General features: G+C 69.9%; 18 protein-coding genes. 7 read left to right on the forward strand and 11 right to left on the reverse strand.

From position 1 onward, the window contains the following. Nucleotides 1-186: 186 nt before the first annotated feature. The 4 genes from QXH22_RS26860 to QXH22_RS26875 form a co-directional block, all read right to left on the reverse strand. A complete protein-coding gene (locus QXH22_RS26860; protein WP_306277511.1) occupies nucleotides 187-6,588 on the reverse strand; it encodes a PE family protein in 6,402 nt (2,133 codons plus the stop codon). A 772-nt stretch (nucleotides 6,589-7,360) separates the two neighbouring features. Continuing rightward, the gene (locus QXH22_RS26865) at nucleotides 7,361-7,846 is read right to left on the reverse strand and encodes an NUDIX domain-containing protein (RefSeq protein ID WP_306277512.1); all 486 of its coding nucleotides are present in this window, start codon (nucleotides 7,844-7,846) and stop codon (nucleotides 7,361-7,363) included. Nucleotides 7,847-7,849: 3 nt separating this feature from the next. After that, nucleotides 7,850-9,223 carry a wax ester/triacylglycerol synthase family O-acyltransferase gene (locus QXH22_RS26870; protein WP_306277513.1) on the reverse strand — a complete coding sequence of 458 codons (1,374 nt, stop codon included), beginning with the start codon at nucleotides 9,221-9,223 and terminating at the stop codon, nucleotides 7,850-7,852. 60 nt (nucleotides 9,224-9,283) lie between these two features. Then, nucleotides 9,284-9,673 (reverse strand): DUF1330 domain-containing protein, encoded by a 390-nt coding sequence (locus QXH22_RS26875; RefSeq protein WP_306277514.1) that lies wholly within the window; start codon nucleotides 9,671-9,673, stop codon nucleotides 9,284-9,286. Between the two features lie 99 nt (nucleotides 9,674-9,772). On the opposite strand from QXH22_RS26875, the gene QXH22_RS26880 reads away from it, so the two are divergent. Then, a complete protein-coding gene (locus QXH22_RS26880; protein ID WP_306277515.1) occupies nucleotides 9,773-10,813 on the forward strand; it encodes an AraC family transcriptional regulator in 1,041 nt (346 codons plus the stop codon). Here QXH22_RS26880 and QXH22_RS26885 read toward each other — a convergent pair. Beyond that, complete coding sequence (locus tag QXH22_RS26885; protein WP_306277616.1) at nucleotides 10,761-12,110, reverse strand: wax ester/triacylglycerol synthase family O-acyltransferase; 1,350 nt, start codon at nucleotides 12,108-12,110, stop codon at nucleotides 10,761-10,763. The genes QXH22_RS26880 and QXH22_RS26885 overlap by 53 nt on opposite strands. 122 nt (nucleotides 12,111-12,232) lie before the next feature. Continuing rightward, nucleotides 12,233-12,652, reverse strand: a complete 420-nt coding sequence (locus QXH22_RS26890; RefSeq protein WP_306277516.1) for a hypothetical protein — start codon at nucleotides 12,650-12,652, stop codon at nucleotides 12,233-12,235. Between the two features lie 151 nt (nucleotides 12,653-12,803). Here QXH22_RS26890 and QXH22_RS26895 point away from each other — a divergent pair, with 151 nt between their 5' ends. The 4 genes from QXH22_RS26895 to QXH22_RS26910 are packed head-to-tail and all read left to right on the forward strand — an operon-like array spanning nucleotide 12,804 to nucleotide 15,710. Next, nucleotides 12,804-13,862 (forward strand): dihydrodipicolinate reductase, encoded by a 1,059-nt coding sequence (locus tag QXH22_RS26895; protein WP_306277517.1) that lies wholly within the window; start codon nucleotides 12,804-12,806, stop codon nucleotides 13,860-13,862. Further along, complete coding sequence (locus QXH22_RS26900) at nucleotides 13,859-14,353, forward strand: VOC family protein (RefSeq protein ID WP_306277518.1); 495 nt, start codon at nucleotides 13,859-13,861, stop codon at nucleotides 14,351-14,353. Before QXH22_RS26895 ends, QXH22_RS26900 begins: the two co-directional genes overlap by 4 nt. After that, on the forward strand, nucleotides 14,350-15,129 hold the full coding sequence (locus QXH22_RS26905) for an SDR family NAD(P)-dependent oxidoreductase (protein ID WP_306246909.1): 780 nt from the start codon (nucleotides 14,350-14,352) through the stop codon (nucleotides 15,127-15,129). Before QXH22_RS26900 ends, QXH22_RS26905 begins: the two co-directional genes overlap by 4 nt. Next, nucleotides 15,117-15,710 (forward strand): TetR/AcrR family transcriptional regulator, encoded by a 594-nt coding sequence (locus QXH22_RS26910; RefSeq protein WP_306277617.1) that lies wholly within the window; start codon nucleotides 15,117-15,119, stop codon nucleotides 15,708-15,710. The genes QXH22_RS26905 and QXH22_RS26910 overlap by 13 nt, the downstream gene beginning before the upstream one ends. On the opposite strand, the gene QXH22_RS26915 is transcribed toward QXH22_RS26910, so the two are convergent. From QXH22_RS26915 to QXH22_RS26935, 5 genes are read right to left on the reverse strand one after another with little or no spacing between them, the layout of a single operon-like run. Beyond that, nucleotides 15,679-16,668 carry a D-2-hydroxyacid dehydrogenase family protein gene (locus QXH22_RS26915; RefSeq protein ID WP_306246908.1) on the reverse strand — a complete coding sequence of 330 codons (990 nt, stop codon included), beginning with the start codon at nucleotides 16,666-16,668 and terminating at the stop codon, nucleotides 15,679-15,681. The genes QXH22_RS26910 and QXH22_RS26915 overlap by 32 nt on opposite strands. After that, on the reverse strand, nucleotides 16,668-18,200 hold the full coding sequence (locus tag QXH22_RS26920; protein WP_306277519.1) for a carboxylesterase/lipase family protein: 1,533 nt from the start codon (nucleotides 18,198-18,200) through the stop codon (nucleotides 16,668-16,670). The genes QXH22_RS26915 and QXH22_RS26920 overlap by 1 nt, the downstream gene beginning before the upstream one ends. A gap of 43 nt (nucleotides 18,201-18,243) precedes the next feature. Next, nucleotides 18,244-19,173 carry a CoA ester lyase gene (locus QXH22_RS26925; RefSeq protein WP_371934324.1) on the reverse strand — a complete coding sequence of 310 codons (930 nt, stop codon included), beginning with the start codon at nucleotides 19,171-19,173 and terminating at the stop codon, nucleotides 18,244-18,246. After that, a complete protein-coding gene (locus tag QXH22_RS26930; protein ID WP_306277521.1) occupies nucleotides 19,170-20,354 on the reverse strand; it encodes a CaiB/BaiF CoA-transferase family protein in 1,185 nt (394 codons plus the stop codon). Before QXH22_RS26930 ends, QXH22_RS26925 begins: the two co-directional genes overlap by 4 nt. Further along, nucleotides 20,347-21,693: an LLM class flavin-dependent oxidoreductase gene (locus QXH22_RS26935; protein WP_306277522.1), complete on the reverse strand. Its 1,347-nt coding sequence runs from the start codon at nucleotides 21,691-21,693 to the stop codon at nucleotides 20,347-20,349. The genes QXH22_RS26930 and QXH22_RS26935 overlap by 8 nt, the downstream gene beginning before the upstream one ends. A gap of 62 nt (nucleotides 21,694-21,755) precedes the next feature. Between QXH22_RS26935 and QXH22_RS26940 the strand changes: the two genes are divergently transcribed. Both QXH22_RS26940 and QXH22_RS26945 read left to right on the forward strand, forming a co-directional pair. After that, nucleotides 21,756-22,403 (forward strand): GntR family transcriptional regulator, encoded by a 648-nt coding sequence (locus QXH22_RS26940; protein WP_306246898.1) that lies wholly within the window; start codon nucleotides 21,756-21,758, stop codon nucleotides 22,401-22,403. Nucleotides 22,404-22,501: 98 nt separating this feature from the next. Further along, nucleotides 22,502-26,398, forward strand: coding sequence for a Pls/PosA family non-ribosomal peptide synthetase (locus QXH22_RS26945; protein WP_306277523.1), 3,897 nt, complete (start codon nucleotides 22,502-22,504; stop codon nucleotides 26,396-26,398). Nucleotides 26,399-26,400 lie beyond the last annotated feature (2 nt).

Genomic DNA, 26,400 nt, shown 5'->3' on the forward strand with positions numbered 1-26,400 from the left:
GCCGCTGTGGCTTCCAGACCGGCCGGCGACGCACACCCGGGCAGCGCAGTACTCAAGAAGCGCCCGAACCCCAAGTGCCGCAATGCCTCCCGGCCGCATCGCCTACCGGCCGCCCCGCGGTCGGTCATCACTTGACCGCAGGGTCCCCAATCCTGTTGTGCTCCAGGGCAATTCGGGCGGTGAAGCCTAGTTTCCGCCCTTACCTCCGTCAGCACCTGCGCCACCTGCGCCACCGCTGCCACCGGTAGCACCGACGGGTGCGGTGCCGTTGGTGCCGGGGTTCGAGGGTTGCCCGGTGCCACCAGCGCCACCGTCGGCACCGCTGCCGCCGTGTCCACCATCGCCACTGCCACCACCGCTGCCGCCGGAGCCTCCGGTGCCTCCGGTCGCGTCGCCGCCGTCACCGCCTTGGCCGCCGGCGCCACCCTTGCCTCCCGCCGCGCCAGCGGTGCCGGAACCGAGTGCGGCGTTGCCGCCGTCGCCCCCGTCACCGCCGTCACCGGCGTTGCCGCCGATGCCCCCGACGGCTCCGGCGTTGGCGGCCGCACCACCCACACCGCCATTGCCGCCGCCGCCGCCGGCACCGCCTACGCCAGGCACGAAGCCGCCGGTTGAACCCGGGGCACCGGTGCCGCCGATACCGCCTTCACCGCCGCGGCCACCTGCGCCGCCCGTGTTGCTCACCGTGCCGCCGGTGCTGCTGCCACCGGCGCCGCCGTTACCGCCGCCCCCGCCTTTGCCGCCGGCGGGAGAGGTGCTGAACGGGGTGTTCAGGTTGCCGCCGTTGCCGCCCTTTCCGCCGTCACCGCCGGCGCCGCCGATCTCCACCTCATCACCGACTCCGCCGCTGCCGCCGTTGCCGCCGTTGCCGCCGACACCGCCGGTCAGCCCGGCACCGCTGATGTTGTTGTCGGCAGCGTTGCCGCCGTTGCCGCCGCTGCCACCCGCGCCGCCCGCGCCGCCGACAGGGCTGATCAGGCCTCCGGTGCCGGCGTTCCCGGCGTTGCCACCGTTACCGGCGTTGCCGCCCGCCCCGCCGTAGCCTGCGGTGCCGAAGCCGTTGCCGCCGTCGCCGCCGTTACCGCCGGCGCCGCCGGCCCCGCTTGCCCCGGCGGTGGCCTTACCGACGGCGTTGCCGCCATTGCCGCCGGCCCCTCCGGCTCCCCCGCGACCCCCTGCGTCACCGGCTGCACTGAAGGTGGCGTCATTGCCGTCGGCACCGTTGCCACCGGCACCACCGGCACCACCGGCGCCACCGGCGCCACTGGCGGCTTGGTTACTGCCCGTGCCGCCCCTACCGCCGTTGCCGCCGACGCCGCCGTTGCCGCCATTAGGTGCAGTGACGTTGCCGATCCCAACGTCGGTGCCACCGTCACCACCATTGCCGGCGTTGCCGCCGGCCCCGCCGGCCCCGGCGACACCGAGTTTGCCGAAGCTGACCCCGCCGTTGCCCCCGGCCCCGCCGTTGCCGCCGTTGTCGCCGGCGTTGCCGGGGTTGCCAGCGTTGCCGTTCGAGCCGTTACCGCCGGCGCCGCCGTTCCCGGCGGTGCCGCCGTTCCCGCTTCCACCAAAACCGGTCCCGTAATAGCCGGCGTCACCACCGTTACCACCCCGGCCACCGTTGGGTGCGTTGCTGCCACCCGTCCCGGTGTCGGTGCCGCCGTTCCCGCCCCTGCCGCCGTTGCCGCCGTTGCCGGCGTTGCCGCCCTTGCCGTCGTTGTCGGTGGAGCCACCGCCGTCGCCGCCGTCACCGCCGGTGCCACCGGCCATACCCGCCTTGCCGGCGCCGCCGTCGCTGCCGTTGGTGCCGTCGCCGCCGTTACCGCCGTCGCCGCCGATCGAGCCGCTGCCCGCCTTCGACCCGGTGCCGGCCTTCCCGGCGTTGCCGCCGACGCCCCCATTGCCGCCGTTGGGTGCCTCAGTGGCGGAAACACCGGGGGCCCCACCGCGGCCGCCGTCGCCGCCGTCGCCGCCGGCGCCTGCGGTGCCGCCCACGCTGTTGGCGCCGGTGGCGTTGCCACCGTTCCCGCCGACGCCGCCGGCACCGCCTTTCACGCCGTTGGCTCCAATACCGCCGGTGCGGCCGGACGCGCCGGTGCCGCCGGCACCGCCGTCGCCGCCTGCGCCCCCACTACCTGCGGTGTCACCGCTGCCCGCCTGGCCGGCATCCCCGCCCCGACCACCGTCACCGCCCGCAGCGGCGGCGGTGGACGAGCCGGCCGGGGTGCTCGCCCCGCCATCCCCGCCGCGACCACCGTTCCCGCCGTCGCCTGCGTTACCCCCGACACCGCCCTTGCCCAGGGCTGCGCCGCCGCTGCCACCGGTGCCGCCGCGACCACCGTTCAACCCTCTGGTGTCGGATGGTGCCGCCTGGGCGTCGGCGCCGTCGCCGCCGCTGCCGCCGTTACCTCCGATAGCGGCTTTGCCGTCTTTGGCACCTATGCCATTGCCGGACCCCGCCGCGCCGGTTTGACCGCCGGCGCCGCCTTGGCCGCCATTCGGCACGTCGGTGGTGGTGCTGGGTCCCGCTTGACCGCCGTTGCCGCCGTTGCCACCGTTGCCGGCGTTGCCGGCCTGACTGTCGGCGCCGTAGGTGAAGCCGCCGGAGCCACCACGCCCGCCGTCACCACCGCCGCCACCAACTGCGCCCGCGCCGCCGGCACCGGCGTTGCCACCGTTGCCGCCGTTGCCGGCGTTACCGCCGGCGGCGAAGTTTCCGCTCGCGGTCCCGCCATCACCGCCGGTTCCGCCGTTGCCGCCGTTGACGCCCGCGTTGCCGATGGTGCCATCGATGCCGTTGGCGCCGTTACCACCGTTACCGCCGTTACCACCGGTACCGCCGTAACCCGCGGTGGCGCCGGTACCGGCGCTGCCGGCGTTGCCACCGTTGCCGCCTCTGCCACCGTCAGGTGCGTTCGCCGCACCGTTGCTGGCGCCCCCATTGCCACCGTTACCGGCGTTACCGCCATTACCGGCGTCGCCGCCGACGCTGCCCTTGCCGGTCGCGTTGCCGCCGTTGCCGCCATTGCCACCGGAGCCGCCGTTCGCACCGTTGACGCCGATGTCGCCGTCGGGCCCGTTGGAGCCATCACCGCCATTGCCGCCATTGCCGCCGTAGGCGCCATTGCCGTTAGTGGTGGTGCCGGTACCGACCTTGCCGGCATCGCCGCCATTGCCGCCGTTACCGCCGCCCCCACCGCTCAGGCCGTTGCCGCCATTGCCGCCGGCGCCGCCGTCTCCCGCGTTGCCACCGATACCGCCGGGACCTGAGGCATCGCCCCCGGCGCCACCGGCGCCACCGGCAGCCCCAGCGCCGCCGGTCCCGCCATCGCTGTTTCCGCCGTTTCCGCCGAGGCCACCATCACCGCCGGACCCGGCGGTGTTCGTGGTGAGGCCGCCGGTGCTGTTTCCGCCCGCGCCACCGACCCCTCCGGCACCACCGGCGGCGCCGGCCCGTCCGCCGTCCTCGTTGGCACCGTTGCCGCCGTTGCCGCCGTTGCCGCCGGAGCCGGCTGTCTCGGCTCCGTCTCCGACGCCCGCGTTCCCCCCGGCACCACCGTTACCGCCCGCGCCACCGTTGCGCTGGGCTCCGAACACACCGCCGGCACCACCGTTACCGCCGGCACCACCGTTACCGCCGGCGCCACCGGCGACACTGATCGCTCCGCCGGTCCCGGCTTTGCCCGCGGCGCCGCCGGCGCCGCCGTTGCCTCCGTCACCGGGGCCACGGAAGGGAGCCTTGCCGCCGTCGCCCCCATTCCCCGCGTCACCGCCGTTCCCGCCGGCCCCGCTGGCGCCGTTGGTGCCGCCGGCACCGGAGTTTCCACCGTTGCCACCGGTGCCGCCCGCACCGCCGTCACCGCCGCTGTTGACGAAGGTCTGGGAACCTGATCCTCCATAAACAAGCCCGTCGGTGCCATGGCCGCCGCTACCGCCCGACCCGCCGACGCCCCCGTTGCCGGCGGTGGTGCCGGTACCGGCATTGCCGCCGTTGCCTCCGTTGCCGCCCGCGCCACCGGCCGGTGCGTAGCCCGAGGCGGCAATGGCATCCTTGCCGCCGTCGCCGCCATTGCCTCCGCTGCCACCCGCGCCGCCGCTGCCACCGACGCCACCAGTGCCGGGCGCGTTACCTCCGGCGCCACCCGTCCCGCCCTTGCCGCCGGCGATGCCCGGATTCGCCTCGGCGCCCTTGATGCCGTCGCTGCCGTCCCCACCGGCACCTCCGTCGCCGCCGATTCCGGCCTTGCCGATGGTCCCCCCGGCGCCGGCCTTACCTGCGTCGCCTCCGCCGCCGCCGTTGCCTCCGCTGCCGCCATTGGCGCCGCCGTCGCCTGCCCGGCCGCCCGCACCTCCGTTGCCCGCGTTACCGCCGACATTGCCTGGTTGGCTGAAGGCCGCGCCGCCGCTGCCGCCGGTGCCGCCCTGGCCGCCCTGGCCGCCGGTGCCACCGGCAAAGCCCTGGCCGCCGAAGGTGGAGTCGCCCCCGGCACCACCAGTGCCGCCGGCCCCGGCATTGCCGCCGGCGCCGGCCGTGCCACCGGTGCCGGCCGTCCCGCCCGTGCCACCGTTGCCACCCGCACCACCAGCGCCACCATTACCCGCCGGAATCAAATCTGGGAGCTTGGCGGTAGAGAAGGGAGTGCCGGCGCCGCCAGCGCCACCCGTGCCGCCGGCGCCGCCGGCCCCAGCATTGTTCTTCGAAATTCCTCCGGTGCTGGCACCGCCGGCCCCGCCACTACCGGCGGCCCCGCCGGCGCCGCCGTTAGCGGCGGCTTGCGGCGACGCGCTCTGCGTCCACGTGCCGCCGGCACCACCATTACCGCCCCGCCCACCCGAGCCGGCGGTTGCGGCGTTGTCGCCGAATCCACCGGCGCCGCCAACCCCGCCGTTACCACCCGCGCCGCCGGCGTAGCTCGAACTAGCCGCAGCCGCGCCGCCGTTGCCGCCCGCCCCACCGTTGCCGCCCGCCCCGCCGCCGGCGCTCGCCACCCCGCCGCTGCCGGAGGTGCCGGCCGCCCCGCCGTCGCCACCCTTACCGCCGGCCCCGCCACCGCCACCGCTGGTGCCATTGCCGCCGTTGCCCGCGTCACCGCCTTTACCGCCACCGCCGGCAGCACCGTTGACCCCGCCGGGCCCGGAATCGCCACCTCGACCGCCGACCCCGCCGGCCCCACCGCCGCCACCGCTGTCCCCGGCCAGACTGCCGGTGCCGTTGGCCCCGTTGGCGCCGTTACCGCCGGCACCACCTTGTCCACCGGCACCACCGTTGCCCGCGGCACCACCGCTGCCGGTGTGCCCGCCGTTACCCCCGGCACCGCCGGCGCCACCGAAGGGCGCCGCGACACCGCCCACACCGGTGTCGGCGCCGGCGTTACCGCCCGCGCCGCCGGTGCCACCGGCGCCACCATGACCCGCAACCCCGCCGGCGCCAGAGCCGCCACCGGCCCCGCCGTCACCGCCACTGCCGCCGGCAAAGCCGGCCACTCCGGCAGCCCCGGCAGCACCGGCTCCGCCGTCACCTCCGACACCGCCGGTACCGCCGTGGCCATAGCCGCCCGCGACACCCCCGCTACCGCCTGCACCCGCGGCGCCGCCGGCTCCGGCGTTACCCCCGACACCTCCGGTGCCGCCGGCCGCACCAACCGCATTGACCCCGGCGCCGCCGCTGCCGCCAGCACCGCCGGTACCGCCGTCACCACCTACGCCACCGTTGCCGTTGATCCCACCGAAGGTGCTCGCACCACTGCCTCCGGCGCCGCCGAGCCCACCGGCCCCGCCGGCCGCACCTGGCCCGCCGACCACACCCGCGCCGCCGGATGTGCCCACTCCGCCTGCGCCACCCTTGCCACCCGCGCCGCCAACTCCGCCCTGCCCATTGATGATGTCGTTGTCGATGCCACCGGCGCCGCCGTTGCCACCGGCGCCCCCGGCCTGGCCAGGCGCGCCTGCAGCACCGGCCCCACCGGCTCCACCATTGCCCGCGACCCCCTGCTCCGAGCCCGCACCGCCGTTGCCGCCGTTGCCGCCGCGCCCACCCGGGGTTATCGCATCACCGCCGGCACCACCATTGCCGCCGTTACCCGTCAGACTGCCGGCCGCTCCCCCGTTGCCGCCCGCCTGCCCAGGCGCACCCGAACCACCTCGGCCGCCGTTACCGAACAGGATCCCGCCATCACCACCGTTCTGCCCCGTCCCGTCCACCCCGTTCGCGCCATCGCCGGATATCGGCCGCCCGAGCAGGAACTGCGTCGGCGCGTTCACCACACCCATCACGTCGTTCAAGAAGGGTTGCAACGGCGATGCGTTGGTTGCCTCAGCGCGCGCGTAGGCCGCCTCCCCCTCGGCGAGCGCCCACACCATGCGCTCGTGAACCTTCGCCGTCTGTGCGGTGATGGACTGGAACTCCTCGCCGAAACCGCCGAACAGGCGCGCGATCGCCGCCGACACCTCGTCCTGGGCCGCCGCGGCTATCCCGGTCGTCGACGGGGCCGCCCACGCGGTGGCCGATCTGATCGCCAGGCCTATGGCAGATAAATCCGTCGATGCTGCGGCAAGAGCTCCGGGAACTGTGACGAGGTAGGAAGACACGTGAACTCCAAAAATTATGTATTCAAGTCGGGGCGGACGGGTGTTGCGGCATTGCATGGGTAACGAATCCCAGCAGCTATGCAGAATCGGCAGTTGTCCCCTGAAAGACAGCTGCATTCTGTCGCGGCTCAAACATTCATCACGCCACCGGGCACTTTTATACAGGCATACGAACCCTCTTGCGCAGCGATGTGCGAAAAACTCCGTGAACTCATGTCGCACTGGGCAATCTGCACAGTGCGGGTGTGCAGTGTGCCCAGAAATCGCGAGTTGTGTTTCTCGGATTCGGCTGCCGCGGCGGAATCCGTTGTCCGGCCTGCGTTTGTCCGCAGCGGGGCAGCAACCACCGACGCGTCGGCTGCCATCGGCGTTCCTATTTCGGCCGCGAGAAATCCGCTCCGAAATGACCACTAGTGAGTTCGCTGAAATTGACCTGAGCAATATCAGAATTTCGAAAAATAACCGCGGCGACAAGGCTTATGGGCACGGCAACGGAACCAGCACGTACTTACCGGTGAATTATGTCGTGGAAAACCCCGGGCTCCGTCCCACCACGCACCGACATCGGCATTTCCCCACCGGCGGAAAGCCGCAGCGAATTCGAAGTTCGGGCGCCGGCAAGGCGATGCCATCCGATTGCCCTCGGAAATCGCGAATTCTCCGTGGTCCATCCGCACCGTAAGTCCCGGCAGTGACGGTGCCGCAAATTTTCTCGACTGCCGCACCTCAATGCCATACCTTCATCCAGAAATGGCACAGCGGTCGGTGGTGGTCAGCACCCCTCCGACAAGCCCTCCAGGCTCGGGTGTGACATCAGCCGATCCAGGACGACCCGCTGGCCCTTGAGCAATTTGTCGCGCGCCTGCGCCACCGAAAACCAGCCGACGCGGTCCACCTCGGGAAACTCTCGCATCCTGCCCGAGCCGCGTGGCCACTCCATCTCGAAGGTGTTGCTGCGCGCATCGGTGACGTCGAGATCGGCCCGGACCGCGAAGGCCGTCACCACCTTGCCGCTGGGTTGCTTGACCGGTCCGAAGTCCAGGCGCGGCCCGGCGGGCACCGGCAAACCCAATTCCTCGGCGAACTCACGTTGCGCCGCCACCCACGGATCGTCGCCCTCGCCGTACTCGCCTTTCGGGATCGACCAGGCGCCGTCGTCCTTGCGCGCCCAGAACGGCCCGCCCGGATGCGCGATCAGCACCTCGACCACACCGGCTCGCTCCCGGTACAGCAACAGTCCGGCACTCAGCTTGGGCACCGGTTAGACCCCTACGGCCTGCTCCAGATCCTTCAGTGAGGTCTCCAGGTGCGCGAGCAACCGCTGCAGGTGCGGCACGCTGCGACGGCAGCCGACCAGACCGAAGTCGAGGTTGCCGCCGTTGTTGACCAGGGTGATGTTCAGCGCCTGACCGTCCGGGATGTTCGACAGCGGGTAACTTCCGTCGAGCTTGGCGCCGCCGTAGTACAGCGGGTCGCCCACCCCGGGCACGTTGGAGATGACGATGTTGAACGGTGGCGGCACCGCGGAGAGGAATCCCGGCACCCCAGCCAGCGTCAGCGGCGCCATATTCAGCGCCGACAACGCCATCACCTGGTACGACGGCAAGTCGGCAAGCACCTTCTTGTTGCGGCGCATCGACTCGGCGATGACCTCCAGCCGATCGGCCGGGTCCTCGACGTTGGTCGCGAGATTGCACAGGATGCTGCCCACCTTGTTGCCACCGCTGTCGGCGTCGGCTTCCGACCGCAGGCTGACCGGCACCATCGCCACCAGCGGCGTGTCCGGCAGCGCGTCCTGGTCCATCAGGTAGTAGCGCAGGGCGCCCGCGCACATCGCCAGCACGGCGTCGTTGACGGTCACGCCCGCGGCCTGCTTGACGCCCTTGATGCGGTCCAGCGAATAGGACTGGGCGGCGCACCGCCGGGCCCCGCCGACCTTCACGTTCAACATGGTGTGCGGCGCGGCGAACGGCAGCGTCAGCTGCTGCTCGAGCAGCGCGGCGCGCGCCAGCCTCAGCGTCGAAGGCGCTACTCCCACAACCGATCCCGCCATCTTGACCAAGGCGCTCAGCGGGTTTGACCCGCCGCCGTCGGTCGGGGGCTTCGGCGGCCGGGGCGGTCGCGGGAGGTTCCACATCGCCTTCACCTCGGTGTCGTCCGGGTCGGTCGACATGGTGCGCTGCATCAGCTTCACCGCCGAGACCCCGTCGATCAGCGCGTGGTGCATCTTCGTGTACATGGCGAAGCGCCCGTCGTTGAGTCCCTCGACGACATGCAGTTCCCACAGCGGGCGGTGCCGGTCCAGCAGGCTGGTGTGCAACCGCGAGGTCAGTTCGAGCAGGTCACGCACGCGCCCCGGCGACGGCAGGGCCGAGCGCCGGACGTGGTAGTCGACGTCGACCTCGTCGTCATAGGCCCAGGCGACCCGCGCGATACCGCCGCCGATCGTCGCGGGGTGCTTACGGAACGTCGGCTGAAATTCGTCGTTGGCGATCAACTTCTCGTAGAACTCCCGGACGAATTCCGGACCCGCCCCCTCCGGCGGCTGGAACAGCGACAAACCACCTACATGCAGCGGATGCTCCCGAGATTCGGTGAACAGAAACATCGAGTCGGTGGGCATCATCAGTTCCATGCCCGCTATTACACCCCGAGATTCCGGTGCAAAGCGAAGGTGTTCTGAAAATCGGGGACGTTAGTCCCCGGTGGACACGGACCACGAGGAGGTGGCTATCAGCTCGCCCCGTTCCAGCCCGGCAGCGCGGTGTTCGTGCACGAGGGCATACTCCGGCGTCGACACCATGTCCATGAACGCTTGCGGAGTCGGGTACTCCACGATGAGAATGGCATCCCACCATGGCTTTTCGCCGACGCCGATGACGTTGGTCGGCGAGTTCCCGCCGTAGCGCACGACGCCACCGACCCGCGCCAGCAAGGGCGCGACCTCTCGGGTGTATCGCTGATAGGACTCCAGCCCACCCGTGGCCTTGAACTTCAGCAGATTGACCATCAGCACCGGGGCGTCGGCCGGCCGCGCCGCCAGCGCCGCGATCTGCTCGACCGAAGTCTCGGCGGTAGCTGTCATCTCAAATCCCCTGTCGTGTAACGAATTCTGGCTCCACCATGCGCCGGTCGGCATTTCCTTGTCTTGACATACCAGGACATCTTTTTGACAATCCGGGACATGTCGGTGGTGCGCGGGACCGCGCTCTCGAACTACCCGCGGCTGGTCGCGGAGCTGGGTGGCGACCCGGCCGCGCTGCTGCGATCGACGGGCATCCGGGAACAGGATGTCGGCAACTACGACGCGTTCATCCCGATCCGGGCCGTCATCAGGGCGCTCGAAACGGCCGCTGAAGCCACCGCCACACCCGATTTCGGCCGGCGGCTGGCTCACGGCCAGGGCATTGAGATCCTCGGTCCGGTGGGGGTGGCGGCGCGCACGGCGGCAACGGTGGCTGACGCACTGGCCATCTTCAGCACATTCATGGCGGCCTACAGTCCCGCGATCGTCCTCTCCATCGCGCCGCTGACGGACCCGAAACTGTCCTTCATCGCGCTCGAGTTCCGGCTCGACGAGGCGATCGACTGCCCGCAGACGATGGAACTCGCTCTGGGCGTCTCACTAGGGGTGTTCCGCCTCCTGATGGGAGCGGAGTTCGCCGCCGTCTCGGTACATCTGCCGCATGACCCGCTGACGCCGAGATCGGGCTATGCCCGATATTTCGGTACCACGCCCCACTTCGCCGAACGCCGTGGCGGCTTCACGGTGCGCACCGCCGATCTGGCCCGGCCGCTGAACCGTGACGACCTCGCCCACCGCGCCGTCGTCGACTACCTGAGCAGCATCACGCCCCTGGGCGCCGGCATCGAGGAATCGGTGCGCACCATCGTCCGGCAACTGTTGCCCACCGGGGCGGCGAGCCTGGAAGTGGTGGCCGCCCAGTTTCACTTGCACCCGAAGACGTTGCAGCGCAGGCTCACCGACCACGGCACCACCTTCGCGGCACTCCTCGACGAGGTGCGCAAAGAGACCGCCGACCGCTATCTGCGCACCACCGGCATCAGCCTGTCGCACCTCGCCCGGGAATTGGGCTATGCGGAGCAGAGCGTGCTGTCACGCTCATCGAGGCGGTGGTTCGGCACCGCCCCGGCGTCCTACCGCAGCCAGCTCAGAGGCCGACCGCCCGCTGCAGTTCCTTCAGTGACGTCTCGAGGTGACTGAGCAGCCGCTGCAGGTGCGGAACGCTGCGGCGGCAACCCACCAGCCCGAAGTCGAGGCTGTCCGCCGTGCTGGTCAGCGTGATGTTGAGGGCCTGGCCGTTGAGCGTCAGCGACATCGGGTAGTTGCCGACCAGCCGGGCGCCGTTGAGGTACCGCGGCTCACGCACCCCGGGCACGTTGGAGATGCAGACGTTGAACGGCGGCGGCGTGGCCTTGGCCAGGCCGGGCAGCGTGTTGAGTGCGGCCGGGCTCAGCAGCAGCAGCGACAGCGCCATCGCCTGGGCCCGCGGGAGCTGCGCCAGCACCTTCTTGTTGTCGCGCATCGAGGTGTGGATCGCCTGCAGGCGCTCGGCCGGGTCATCGAGGTGGGTGGCCAGGTTGCACAGCACTGCGCCAACCATGTTGCCGCCCAGAGCGTCTCGCTCGTTTCGCAGGCTGACCGGCACCATCGCCACCAACGGCGTGTCCGGCAGCGCGTCGTACTCGTCGAGGTAGCCGCGCAGCGCACCGGCGCACATGGCCAGCACGACGTCGTTCAGGCTGACTCCCGCAACGTCTTTGATCTCCCTGACCCGATCCAACTCCCACGACTGCGCGGCGCACCGGCGGGCTCCCCCGACAGCGACATTGAGCATGCTGCGCGGCGCCCCGAACGGCAACGTGAGTTGCTGCTCGAGCAGAGCCGCGCGCGCCAGCCGCAGAGTCGACGGGCCCAGTCCCGCAACCGAACCCAGCGCAGAGCCGGCCTGTCGCAGCAGCCCGGGTGATTTCCGGTCGCGGGGCGCGCGCCGCGGCGCCGGGGACCACGCGGTGCGAAAGGCTGTGTCGTCGGCATCGGTGTTGAGCGACTGCCGCATCAGCGTCACTCCGGATACGCCGTCCACCAGTGCGTGATGCATCTTGGAGTAGACCGCGAACCGTCCGTCGCGCAGCCCCTCGATCACGTGCGTCTCCCACAGCGGGCGGTGACGATCAAGCAGATTGGCGTGCAGCCGAGAGGTGAGGTCGAGCAGGTCCCGGACGCGGCCCGGGGCGGGCAGGGCGGAACGGCGCACGTGGTAGCTGAGGTCGACGTCGTCGTCGGTCGACCACCCGAGATTGGTCAGCGCCCCGTGCCACGAGCTGGGGCGCTTGCGGAACAGCGGCGCGATCTCCTGGGACTCGAGCATCGCCCGGTGGGTTTCCCGCGCGAAGGCGCGGCCCGCCCCCTTGGGTGGCTCGAACAGCTGCAGAGCACCGACGTGCAACGGGTGTTCGCGCGATTCGGCCGACAAGAACAGCGCGTCGATCGGTGACATCAATTCCATGGTGTGCTCCTCCGTCCCACGGAACACACTGTGCGTCACACGGCCGCGGGAAGTCTTGACAGCAGAAGACAACTTCTTGACAGTTCAAGACAAGGGCTGGCCGCAACGGCCGGTTATCCCACTGGCGTGACGCCCGCGTTGGACAGGGTGAAACCCCGGCCCGACCCGACCGTGCACGTGACACCGTTCGTATCCGAGCGGCAGGTGAAGGGGCCGACGCCGGCACTCTGCCCATAACCGAGCACCGGGGTGCCCTGTCCCGCATTGCCCAGGCAGGACTCGCCGTCGCAGGTCTTGAATGCCCCGGTGGGAGTCATGCGCACGGACCGGGGCGGCGCATCGGACTGGCAGTACGCCTCGTCGGTGATGCCACTGCCGCGTTGATAGTTCAACTCGCAGCCGATGTTGCGCGACGGCAGCAAAAACGAACACCACGTCGACGTGCAGACCGGGTTGTCGGCCGCGGCCGCAGGCATGCCGAGGCACGCGCCGACGACGATGATTCCGAGCGTGGTGACTGTGGCCCGATTCAAGGCTCGATACATGGTGGCCCCCCGACCCCAACGGCTAGTGCTTACGCAAGCTAACAGATCCACGGTGCACGAGTGGCGGCTTTCGCGGGATAGGAGGTGGCAGTTACTGTCAAGAAGTCATGATCTGCCACTCTGCTAACCGGAGGTGCCGATGGGGAGCGCGACCAAATTCCGTGTCATTCAGTGGGCCACCGGTGGTGTCGGCAAGGCCGCCATCGAATGCGTGCTCAACCATCCCCAGCTGGAGCTGGCCGGGTGCTGGGTCCACAGCGCCGACAAGAACGGGGTCGACGTCGGACGCATCCTCGGCACCGACCCGCTGGGCGTCACCGCCAGCACCAGTCTCGACGAGATACTGGCGATCGATGCCGACTGCGTGATGTACAGCCCCCTGGTTCCCAACGACGAAGAGGTCATCGCGATCCTGCGGTCCGGCAAGAACGTCGTCACCCCAGTCGGATGGGTTTACCCCGACATGGCGAACCCGCGCGTCCGGGCGATCGCCGACGCGGCGACCGAAGCCGGGGTCACGCTGCACGGCTCGGGCATTCACCCGGGCGGCATCACCGAACGTTTCCCGCTCATGGTGTCGTCGCTGTCCTCGGCGGTCACGCACGTGCGCGCCGAAGAGTTCTCTGACATCCGCACCTACAACGCGCCCGACGTGGTGCGCCACATCATGGGTTTCGGCGGCACCCCCGAAGAGGCGATGCAGGGCCCGATGGCCGGACTACTCGAAGCGGGCTTCAAGCAGTCGGTGCGAATGATCGCCGACACCATGGGTTTTCGTATCGATCCCAATATCAGGACGATCCAGGAGATTGCGGTCGCGACCGGCGACATCGACTACGAGCCGATGACCATCGCGCCCGGGACGGTGGCGGCACGACGGTTCCGCTGGCAGGCGCTGTCCGACGGAGAGCCGGTGATCACCGCCGCCGTGAACTGGCTGATGGGTGAGGACAACCTGGAGCCGGCGTGGGAGTTCGGCGATCAGGGGGAACGGTTCGAGGTGGAGATCACCGGCGATCCCAGTGTGAGCCTGACTTTCAAGGGCCTGCAGCCGCAGACGATCGCCGAAGGGCTGCAACGCAATCCGGGCGTGGTCGCTACCGCCAACCACTGCGTCAACGCCATCCCCTACGTCGTCCCCGCCGATCCCGGCATCAAGACCTACCTCGACCTGCCGTTGATCGCCGGCCGCGCATGACAGCTGTCGTGGGTGACGTCTCGTTCTGCCACCTCGTCGTCGGCGTCACCGACATGGATCGCGCCCTGGCCTTCTACCGTGACGTGCTGGGCATGGAGGTCGTCTTCGAATCCCTGATCTCCGGCGAGCCTTTCGACGCCGTGCTGCACGCGACGCGCAAGCAGGAGGGCCGCGTCGTCGGTGGCCTGCTGGGCGGGTTGATGCTCGAACTGCTGTCGCTGGGGAAGTCGTCGCCCACGCCGGCCCCTCGGGGAGTCACCGGGATTCACAATTTCGCGCTGTCGGTCACCGATCTCGACGACACGCACCGCCGGGTCAGCGAGGCCAGCTACCCACCCGAGCAGAAGCCGTTCGAAATCGGCGGAGTGCGAATGTTTTTCGTCAAGGATCCGGATGGGACCACGGTGGAGTTCATCGAACTTCCGGGTGGGGTGCGCAGCACCTACGAGATGCATCGCGGGGTGCCGCTGCGACTGGGGCCGGCGCAATGACCACGAGCTACTCGCATCCGGAATCGCTGCGTGGGCACGTCGCGATCGTGACCGGCGCTGCCCAGGGCGTCGGCAAGGGTGTGGCCGCCGCGTTGCTCGAGCGCGGCGCTTCCGTGCTGGTGGCGGATATTCTCGCCGACAAACTGGACGCGACGGCCGCTGAACTCGGTGAGATGGGTCCGGTCGAGATGGTGGTCGCCGATCTGCGCGACCCGGACAGTGCGCAGCGCATCGTGGCGGCCGCGGTGGACGCGTTCGGCACCGTGCACGGATTGGTCAACAATGCGATTGCCACCAATGAGCCCAAAAGGTTCGTCGACATCACCGTCGACGACCTGGCTCTGGGCTACGAGGTCGGACCGCGGGCCAGCTTCCTGCTCATGCAGGCCGTGCATCCGCTGATGGCCGCCGCCGGCGGTGGTTCGATCGTGAACCTGGGTTCGGGCACCGGCACCGGCGGTGAACCCAAGTGGGGTGGGTACGCGGCGGCCAAAGAAGGCATCCGCGGGCTGTCCAAGGTCGCGGCGCTGGAGTGGGGACGCGACAACATCCGGGTCAACGTCATCTGCCCGTTCGCCGAATCCGACGGCGTCAAGCTGTGGAAGCAGTTCGCGCCCGACGATTACGCCAAGGCGGTGCGGCGGGTCCCGATGAAGCGCATCGGCGACGTCCGCACCGACGTGGGCGCACTGGTCGCGTTCCTGCTCGGCGCCGATGCGACGTTCATCACCGGACAGACCATCCACGTCGACGGCGGAATCGGCTGCTTCCGATGAACCTGCGCGACCGCCAGCGCGCGCAGGTCCGCGCCGACATCAGGCGGGCAGCGTTCCGGCTGTTCGTCGAGCGCGGCTATGACACGGTGACCACGGAGGAGATCGCCACTGCTGCAGGCGTTTCGCCGCGCACCTTCTTCCGGCACGTACCGACCAAGGAAGAGTTGCTGTTGGGTCCCATCCGTCATGGCGGTGCCGAGGTGGTGAACCTGCTCGAACAGCGGCCGGACAGCGAGTCGCCGGACGTCGCACTGGTCAACGCCATCATCGCCCGTACGAGGTCATTCGGTGACGTGGAGAGCGAAGAGTGGCGCGAGGCGCTGCTCGTGGCGCCCGGATTGCTGAGCAAGGTCACCCTCTACACCCCGGCCGACCGGGAGCGGGCGGTCAAGCTGATCGCCGAGCGGATGGGCACCGACCCCGACACCGACATCCGTCCCGGCCTGTTGGTGCAACTCGGTTTCGCCGCAGGCGATTTCGCCTTCCAGCGGTGGATACGTCAATCGGGGAACTCGCTGGACCGGTACGTCACCGAAGCGCTTCAGGCCATCAAGAGTCCGTACTGGGGTTCGCGATCCTGACCGGCGCGCCGTCCAGCCACGCGACGACCGCCTCGACGGTGTCGGCGTAGAAGGCGGCCAGCATTTCGCGGGTCACATAGCCGAGGTGGGGCGACAAGGTGACATTCGGCAGTCGCCGCAGCGGGTGTTCGGCAGGAAGCGGCTCGGTGTCGAAGACGTCGAGTCCGGCTCCGGCGATGCCGCCGGCCTGCAGAGCCCCGATCAGCGCCTGCTCGTCCACGATCGGCCCGCGGGAGGTGTTGACCAGGTAGGCGTTCGGCTTCATCAGGTCCAGTTCGGGCGCACCGACCAGGCCGCGCGTGCGTTCGGAGAGCACCAGGTGGATCGACACCACATCGGAGTCGGCGAACAAGGCCGCCTTGTCGACCAGGCGCGCCCCGGCCGCTGCCGCCGCCTCCTCGGTGAGGTTCTGGCTCCACGCGATCACGTTCATGTCGAAGGCTCTGGCGTACTTGGCCATTCGCCGACCGACACGACCGAGACCGAGCAGCCCCAGCGTCTTGCCGTTGAGGGTCATCCCGGTCGTCGTCTGCCATGCTCCCTCGCGCATGCGCCGGTGTTCTTCGGCCAGATGGCGGACCGTCGCAATCATCAAGCCCCAGGCCAGTTCCGGTGTCGCATCTCGGACGGCGGCGAATCGGGGGTGGGCGAAGTTCGACTGCGCGACGAGGACGCCGTGTTCGGTCGCCGCGGCCATGTCCAGGTTCGGCAGGCTGCGGCCGACGATGGTGATGAGCTTGAGGTTCGGCAGCCGCTCGATCAGCGTGCGCGGAAACGCCATCCGCTCGCGCAGCGTGCAGAGCACCTCGAAGGGCCGCAGCTGCTCGGCCGCCTCCTCCTCGCTCAGGTGCCGGTCGAAAACGGTGACAGCCGAACGGTTTTGCACCGGCGACCAGTCCGCCAGCTGCAACGCGACGCTCGCGTAGTCGTCGAGGATCGCCACCCGCGGCTGCGCCATCAGCGCCGGTCCTGATGCGCGGCGGGCAATTGCGGTCCGCGCTGTGGCCCCGGGTAGTGTCGCCATGCCTCCCACATGCTGCGGTGCAAACCGGGCACGAGGCGCGGCACGGGCCCGTCGAACACCTGGGCGACCTGGTCATCGGAGTAGGACGGCCAGCCCGGCGTACCGGTCCGGACGAACTCGATCCAGCGCCGTTGCACGCAATCGCTCATCGCCTGATACCGACCGCGCCCGATCAGGGTGAGCAGCTGAAGAGCCGGCATGTCGCAGCCGAAGACCAACGGCACATCCATGGCATGGATGGCGCCCATCCCGATCACGTGCATGACGGCGGGGGCGAAGTCGATGCGGTAAAGGTAGGTCGGCGCGAATTGGGCGTGTCCCTCTGCGACCGCGATCATCGGTCGCACGAAGAAGCAGTCGGTGGCGAGCCGGGTCACGGCCCCCCGGCTCGGATAGTCCGGGTAGTGAGCCAGCACCCGGGCTTTGGCGGCGGGGTCGGTCGCGGCGAACATGCGGTCCACCCGCGCCGGTGTGGTGGGGACGATATCGACGAACCGCCGCACCGGACCCCAGCCGGCGTGACCCAACTCGTCGCGCATCGACCCGATCAGCAGGGGCAGCCGCTCAGCCCGTCCGGCGGCGATCGCCGATGTCGGATCCTCGGGCAGGAAGTCGCCGTCGATGACCGGCGCCAGCGACATCCGGCACGGAACCTCACGCGCCGCCGTCAGCATCACCCGGATCGCCGCCTGGGTGATCGCCGGCGCCGGCGCCGTACGCAGGACTTGCGCGGCCCCATCCGGGTCGGCACCGAGCGCCGCGACACACCGGCGCGCGGTGTCGGCCGCCTGCTGCGGCGTCCGGACCGCATCGGGTACCGGACTCTGCGCGATGGCCCGGTGGAACAGGCCCCGGGAGGCCGGCATGGTGAGGTGGGCGAGAACGGCACTCGCGCCGGCGGACTGGCCCCACAGCGTGACGTTGTCCGGATCGCCGCCGAACGCGGCGATGTTGCGGCGCACCCACCCCAGGGCGGCCACCTGGTCACGCAGCCCGAGGTTCGACTGAAATTCCTTTGCGTACTGAGAGAAATCGACGAAACCCAGGCCGCCCAGCCGGTAGTTGATCGTCACCAGCACGATCCCGAACTTGGCCACCAGCGGCTTGGGGTCGTGCACGGGCAGGGCGGAGGTGCCCTCGAAATAGCCGCCGCCGTGGATGAACACCAGCACCGGGCGGGGCGTAATACCCCGATCGACCGGAGCGCAGACGTTGAGGGTCAGACAGTCCTCGTCCTGCAGCTGCCGCTTCAGCAGGCCCAACGGTGAGCTCAGGCGGTGGGAGTGCGCGGCGTAGCCGAACCGGGTCGCGTCGAGGACGTCCGGCCAGGCCGCGACAGGCTCTGGTGCCCTGAAGCGCAACGGCCCCACCGGGGGCGCCGCATAAGGGATCGTGCGCCACAGGTCGACGTCGCGGAAACGACGGCCGCGCACCGTGCCGGACTCGACGGCGACTTCCAGGTCCATCGGCGCACCTCCCTGCCGTGGAGTGTGCCGCATGCGGGCGCGGCTATCCAGCGGCGGGGTGCTGGCCAATCAACGCGGCGCGCGCGAGGGTCTGCTGCGCCATCTTCACGTGTGCGGCATCGACGAGGACGCCGTTCACCCCGACGGCACCACGGCCACCGGCCTCGGCTTCCCGGTACGCCGCGACATTGCGCTGGGCGCGGGCGATCTCGTCGGCGCTGGGCGCATAAACCTCGTTCGCGACCGGCACCTGCGTCGGATGAATCGCCCACTTGCCGGTGTAGCCGAGCAACGACGCCCGACGTGCGTCGCGCTGGTAGCCGCTGAGATCGCCGTAGTCGGGATAGGGTGCGTCAATGGCGTCGATGCCGGCGATACGGGCGGCGACGATCACCTTGCTGCGCGCGTAATGCCAGAAATCGCCCGGATATTCGCCTACCGGAACGAAGTTGGTGTCCACCCGGGCACCCTGCGACAGCGAGAAGTCCCCGACCCCGAAGATCAGTGCGTCCAGTCGGGGGCTGGCCGCCGCGATCGCCTCGGCGTTGGCGAGCCCCTCCACTTCCTCGATGAGCACCTCCAGGCGGATCTGCCTGTCGAGCCCCTGTTTCGCCTCGAGTTGGGACAGCAGGACGTCCACCCACCAGACGTCACGGGCCGTGCGGGCCTTGGGGATGATGACGGTGTCGAGGTTCGCACCCGCCTTGCTGAGCACCTCGATCAGGTCGTCATGGCACCACCGGGTATCCAGTCCGTTGATCCGGATTGCGCGTGCGGTAGATCCCCAGTCGATATCATTCAGCGCAGCAATGGCTTTGGTGCGTGCCGCCTCTTTGAAAGCGGCGGGCACCGCGTCCTCGAGATCCAGGAAAACCAGGTCGGCGCCGCACTTCGCGGCCTTCTCGAACATGTGCTCGCTGCCGGCCGGTACGGCCAGCTCGGAACGGCGCAGAATCATGGTGTCCTCCCTCATATCACGCCGCGCCGGCGCAGGTCGTCAATGTCGTTGCAGCTCAACCCGAGCAACTCGCCGTACACCTGGCCGTTGTGCTCGCCCAGACGCGGGCCGAGATGGCTGATCACCCCTGGTGCCGACGAGAACCTGGGCACCGGGGCCTGCACCGTCATCGCACCGAGTTCGGCGTCCGCAACGCCGACGAACACCTCTCGATGCGCCAGTTGCTCGTCGGCGACAAGGTCGGTGATGTCGTAGACCGGCGCCGCGGCCACCTCGTAGGACTCGAAGATGTCCATCGCCTCGGAAAGCGTCCGGGCGGCAACCCAATTCGCTACTACCTCGTCGACCTCACCGGCGCGGGCCAGCCGCCGCTGCGGGTCGGAGAAGTCGGCATCGCGCACCAGGTCGTCGCGCCCGATCGCCTGAAAGACCCTCAGCGCCAGCGCCGGTGAGCTCCCTGACATGGCCAGCCACCGGCCGTCCGCCGTTTGATAGGTGTTGCGCGGCGCCGAGATGTCCCACCGGTTACCCGAGCGCTGCGGTACCAGGCCCAGCTGGTCGTAGCCGAGGAGCGTCTGCTCGAGCAGACGGGCAAGCGGGTCAATGAGATTGACGTCGACGAGCTGACCGGGGCCGCCGTGCACGTCACGGTGGTAGAGCGCCATCATCACCGCGTACGCGGCGTTCAGCGACGCGACACCGTCGGCCAGCATGAACGGCGGCAGCGTCGGAGGGCCGCCGCCCTGCCCGGTGATGTGCGCGAAACCGCTCATCGCCTCGCCGAGCGTGCCGAAGCCCGGCCGTTCGCTCTTGGGCCCGGCCAACCCGTACCCCGTGATGTGCAGCATCACGATCCGGTCGTTGACCGCACGGAGCGCGTCGTAGTCCAGTCCCCAGGTGCGTAACGTCTGCGGCCGGGTGTTGACGATCACCACATCGGCGCGCTGAACAAGCCGGCGCACCAAATCCTGACCTTCGGCACAGCGCAGGTCGAGTGTGATCGCAAGCTTGTTGCGGGACAGCGATTTCCACATCAAGCCGACGCCGTCCCGCTGATTGCCCCAGGACCGGATCGGGTCGCCGTGCACCGGCTGCTCGACCTTGATCACCTCGGCGCCGAACTCACCCAGATAGGTGGCCACCAGCGGGGCTGCGGCCAGGGTGGCCAGGTCGAGTACCCGCAGGCCGTCAAGCATGGGCGACCGCCGGGCGCTGCAGCCCGAGATGGCCCCGCAACGTCGACGACTCGTACGCAGTGCGGAACAGGCCGCGGCGTTGCAGCTCCGGCACCACCATGCGCACCACGTCCTCGAACGCGCCCGGCAGATGTGTTGCAGCCAGCACGAATCCGTCGCACGCGCCGGTGTGGAACCACTCGGCCATCTGATCGGCGACCTGCTCACCGGTGCCGACGAACCGCGGTCCCTGCAACAGGGTGGCCCGATGTCCCGCCAGGTCGCGCACCGTCACCGTATCGCCCCCGATGTGCGTGCGCAGGTTCTGCACCAGGCCACGGATGCCCGAGGACGCAGCGATGAGTTCGTCGGTGACCGCGTCGTCCAGATCATGTTGCGCGAAGTCGTAATTCATCAGCTCCGACAGCAGGGTCAGCGACGCCATCGGATGCACCAGGTCGTCCAGGAACATCGCCTCGCGCTCCTTGGCGTGCGACTCCGACTCGCCCACCACGGCGTAAGCCATCGGGCAGATCCGCACCGAGCCCGGATCGCGGCCGGCGTCGGCGATGCGGGCCTTCTGGTCGGCATAGTGGCCGCGGGCGACGTCGATGCCCGGGTCGCCGGTGAAGATCAATTCGGCCCAGCGCGAGGCGAATTCGCGTCCGCGTCCCGACGAGCCGGCCTGGATGATGACCGGGCGGCCCTGCGGCGGGCGCGGCACGGTCAGCGGCCCGCGCGCGGCGAAGTAGCGGCCGACGTGTCCCAGCTCGTGCACCTTGGCCGGGTCGGCATAGCGACCGGACGAGCGGTCGTGCAGCACGGCGTCGTCCTCCCAGGTGTCCCAGAGACCGGTCACCACGTCCATGAACTCGTCGGCGCGGTCGTAGCGCTCGTCGTGCCCCAGGTGGGCATCGACGCCGAAGTTCTGCGCCTCGCTGTCGTTGACCGAGGTGACGACGTTCCAGGCGGACCGCCCCCCGGACAGGTGGTCCAGTGACGCGAAGGTCCGTGCGACGTGAAACGGCGCGTAGTAGGTGGTGGAGTAGGTCGCACCCAGGCCGATATGGGACGTGGCCTGGGCCAGCACACCCAGGATCACCCCGAGGTCGAGCTTGACCGGGCGCGCACCGTGGCTGACGGCCTCGGCGACCGAGCCGCCGTACACCCCCGGCATCGCCAGCCGGTCGTCGAAGAACATCAGGTCGAAGCAGCCCTCTTCGAGCTGCCGACCGATTTTCGCGTAGTAGGACGCATCGAGATAGCGGTGCTCGGTCGCGGGGTGCCGCCAGGACCCCGCATAGACCGAGGTGCTGCCCGCTTGCATAAAGGCCACCAACGCCATCTTGTCGCTCCGCATGGTTTGGAAACCTAACATCTGATATTTCAGATATCAAATGCACCGTTTGATATGCTCTGCCCGTGGCTTCCACCGTCGACATCGCCGGCACGGTCCGCGAGCGCGCCGCCCGTGAACTGCGGGACCGCATCCTCACCGGCGCCCTGCCGGCCGGTTCCCGCCTGGACCTCGACGCCATCACCGAAGAGTTCGCCACCAGCCGCACCCCGGTCCGCGAGGCGCTGCTGGAACTGTCCTTCGAGGGACTGGTCCGGGTCGCCCCACGGAGCGGTGTCACGGTGATCGGTATCAGCCCCGAGGACGTGCTGGACAGCTTCACCATCCTCGGCGTGCTGACCGGGCAGGCGGCGGCGTGGGCGGCGCAGCGCATTGAGCCGGACGAACTCACCGCGTTGCGCGCGCTGGCCGACGACGTGGCAGCCCGTTCCGGTGACGACAGCATCGGCGAAGCCAACTGGCACTTCCACCAGAAGATCCACCGCGCCGCACACTCGCCCCGGCTGATGGCCCAGATCAGGCAGGCGGCCCGGGTGGTCCCGACCAACTTCCTCACGCTGTTCCCCGAGCACGAAAAGCATTCGCTGGACGATCACCGGGAGTTGCTCGACGCGTTCGCCGACCGGGACGCCGCGCGGGCGCGGGAGATCGCCGAACGGCACGTCCTGGATGCCGGACGTTCGCTGGCCGACTGGCTCGAGCAGCGCGCGTAAGGGCGGCCACCCGCGGCGCACGACTGTGACTCAGGCGACGACCCGGCGGCGGGTCACGTCGCGCGATTCACGCTCGCGCTCTGGGTAGGGTTCCATGAGTGCCCGAGATCCCCGCGCAGTACCTGCTGTCGGCTGACGCACCGAGTCCGCGCACGCTGATCGACATCATCCGGGCCACCGCCGCGCGTTACCCCGACGCCGCGGCGATCGACGACGGCGAGGTGCAGCTCACCTACAGCGAGCTGATCGAGGACATGAGCGACAGCGTCGCCTGGCTGGCCGCGCGGGGTATCGGACGCGGCGACCGGATCGGTATCCGGATGCCCTCGGGCAGCTACTCGCTGTACACCGCGATCCTCTCCGTGCTGGCCGCCGGCGCCGCCTATGTGCCCGTCGACGCCGACGATCCCGACGAACGGGCCGAACTGGTCTTCCGGGAGGCCAACGTCGTGGCCGTCATCACCGACAAGGGCATCGAGCGCACCCAGGGCGCGTCCCGGGGCTGGCGCGCCGAGGCGCCGCTGCCGCGCGACGACGCGTGGATCATCTTCACCTCCGGCTCCACCGGCACCCCGAAGGGAGTCGCAGTCAGCCACCGCAGCGCGGCCGCGTTCGTCGACGCCGAAGCGCAGATGTTCGTGCGGGACAGCCCGATCGGGCCGGGCGACCGGGTGCTGGCCGGGCTCTCGGTGGCATTCGACGCGTCGTGCGAGGAGATGTGGCTGGCGTGGCGGCACGGCGCGTGCCTGGTTCCGGCGCCGCGATCGCTGGTGCGCAGCGGGATGGACCTGGGACCCTGGCTGGTCACCCGGGACGTGACGGTGGTCTCGACGGTCCCGTCGCTGGCGGCGCTGTGGCCCGCCGAAGCTTTGGAAGCGGTGCGGCTGTTGATCTTCGGCGGCGAGGCCTGCCCGCCGGACCTCGCCGAGCGGCTGGCGGTCGAGGGCCGCGAGGTGTGGAACACTTACGGCCCCACCGAAGCCACCGTGGTCGCGTGCGCCGCCCGCCTCGACGGCGCCGGCCCGATCAGCATCGGGTTGCCACTGCGGGGGTGGGACCTGGCCGTGGTCGACGCCGAGGGCCGGCAGGTCGACTATGGCCAGACGGGCGAGCTGGTGATCGGCGGCGTGGGACTGGCCCGCTACCTCGACGCCGACAAGGACGCCGAAAAGTACGCGGCAATGCCGACACTCGGCTGGAAGCGGGCATACCGCAGCGGCGATCTGGTGCGGCTGGAAACGGACGGGCTGTATTTCTGCGGGCGCGCCGACGACCAGGTCAAAGTCGGAGGCAGGCGCATCGAACTCGGCGAGGTGGACTCCGCCCTGGTCAACCTGACCGGGGTCAGCGGTGGCGCGGCCGCGGTACGCCGGACCGGCGGCGGCACCGCCGTGCTGGTCGGTTACGTAGTCAGCGCCGACCCGTCCTTCGATATCGCCAAGGCGCGCGACGAACTTGCCCAGCATCTGCCCGCGGCGCTGGTGCCGCGGCTGGTGCTCATCGAGGAGCTGCCCACCCGCACGTCGGGCAAGGTGGATCGCGATGCGTTGCCGTGGCCACCGCCGGGCAGCACCGACGCCGAGGAGACGCCTGATCTGGCGGGCACGGCGGGGCGGCTGGCCGAGATGTGGCGGGATCTGCTGGGCGCCACCGTAACCGGGCAGGAGGCCGACTTCTTCGCCCTGGGCGGCGGGTCACTGGCCGCCGCGCAGCTGGTCTCCACCCTGCGGCAGCAATACCCACAGATCACCGTCGCCGACCTCTACGACCATCCCCGGCTCGGTTCACTCGCCGGGTTTCTCGACGAGTTCGGCCCGCCGCCGCAGGTCCATGAGCGCGTGGTGAAGCCGACTCCGCGCCTGACCCAGCTGATCCAGGTCGCGTTGACGGTGCCGCTGGCGACCGTCGCGGGACTGCAGTGGGTTACCTGGCTGGCGTTGGGGAACAACATTGCTCGTGCTCTGCATCTGGTGCCCTGGACCGTGGCGGTGAGCTGGTGGTGGGTGGCGATCGCGTTCGTGTTGTTCGTGACGCCGCTGGGCCGGATGGGCATCGCGGTGCTGTTCGCGCGGCTGTTGTTGTTCAACGTCGCACCGGGCAGCTATCCCCGGGGCGGGTCGGTGCACCTGCGGGTGTGGTTGGCCGAACGGCTCGCCGAAGCCAGTGGTGCTGAAAACCTGGCCGGCGCACCGTGGCTCGTCTACTACGCCCGCGCCCTGGGCGCCGAGATCGGCAAGGGCGTGGACCTGCATTCGGTGCCGCCGGTGACGGGCCTGCTGACCGTCGGCGAGCGCAGCGCCATCGAACCCGAGGTCGACCTGCGCGGACACTGGGTGGACGGGGACGTGTTCCACCTCGGCACCATCACGATCGGTAACGACGCGACGATCGGGGCCCGCACCACCCTGCTGCCCGGTGCGGTCGTCGGCAAGAACGCCGATGTGGCACCGGGATCGGGGGTCACCGACAAGATCAAGAACGGCCAATACTGGAAGGGCTCGCCGGCGGCCAAGTCCGGGCGGGTGAATCACCCGTGGCCAGACGAGCGGCCGGCGCGAAAGTCCTATTGGGTGGCCGGTTACGGGTTGACCTCGCTGGCGCTGGCCGGGTTGCCGCTGCTTGCCCTGGTGGGAGGGCTGGCCATCATCGCGTTCGCCGTCCGGCACACCCGCACCCTGTCGGAGGCGGTGCTGCCGGCCCTGGTGTGGACACCGTTGGCGGCGCTGGCCGGCTTCGTCGCGTACGCGCTGGTGACCGTCGTCGCCGTTCGGCTGCTGTCCATCGGGCTGCGCGAGGGCTATCACCCGGTGCGCAGCCGCATCGGATGGCAGCTGTGGACCACCGAACGGCTGATGGACGCGGCGCGCACCTACCTGTTCCCGGTATACGCCAGCCTGTTCACCCCGATCTGGCTGCGCATCCTGGGCACCCGGGTGGGACGGGGCACCGAGATCTCCACGGTCTTGCTCACCCCCAAGTTCGCCGTCATCGAGGACGGCGCATTCCTGGCCGACGACACCATGGTCGCCTCCTATGAGCTTGGCGGCGGCTGGATCTACGCCGCCGAGACCACGGTCGGCCGGCGGGCATTCCTGGGCAATTCGGGCATCACGCAGCCGGGGCGCCGGGTTCCCGACGACGGTTTGGTCGCCGTGCTGTCGGCGACGCCCCCGAAGGCCAAGCGCGGCTCCTCGTGGCTGGGCAGTCCGCCGATGCGGCTGCGCCGACGGCCCGCCGAAGCAGACGAGGAGACGACGTTTCACCCGCCCCGGCGCTTGAAGGTGATGCGGGCCGCGGTGGAGATCTGCCGGCTGCTGCCGGTAGTGGTGACGGTGGCGATCGGGGTGACGGTGCTGGGCGCATTGCAGGCGCTGTCGATCACGTTCGGGATCGGCTGGGCGGCGCTGGCGGGTGGAGTGGTGCTGCTGGCCGCGGGTGCGGTCGCCGGCCTGGTGACGGTGGCGGCGAAGTGGGCGCTGGTCGGCCGGATCCGGGCGAGCGAGTTCCCGCTGTGGTCGTCGTTCGTGTGGCGCAACGAACTGGCCGACACGTTCGTCGAAACCGTTGCGGCGCCGTGGTTCGCGCGTGCCGCCGGCGGTACGCCGGTGATGAATCTGTGGCTGCGTGGCTTGGGCGCCGCGGTCGGGCGTGGTTCGTGGTGTGAGACCTACTGGTTGCCCGAGGCCGATCTGGTGGTGCTCGGGGAAGGCAGCACCGTCAACCGCGGGTGCGTGGTGCAGACCCACCTGTTCCACGACCGGATCATGCGAATGGACAGCGTCGTGCTGGAACCGGGCGCCACCCTGGGACCGCACTGCGTCGCGCTGCCCGCCGCGCGGGTGGGCGCCGGGGCCTCCGTCGGGCCCGCGTCGCTGGTGGTGCGCGGCGACGAGGTGCCGGGATCGACTCGCTGGCAGGGCAATCCGGTCCGGCCGTGGGTGAGCCGGAAGAAGGGCCGCAAGAATGCGGCGGACGTCAAGGACAACGCGGCGTGAAG

The sequence above is a fragment of the Mycobacterium sp. TY814 genome (assembly GCF_030755175.1).
In the GTDB taxonomy this organism is placed as follows: domain Bacteria; phylum Actinomycetota; class Actinomycetes; order Mycobacteriales; family Mycobacteriaceae; genus Mycobacterium.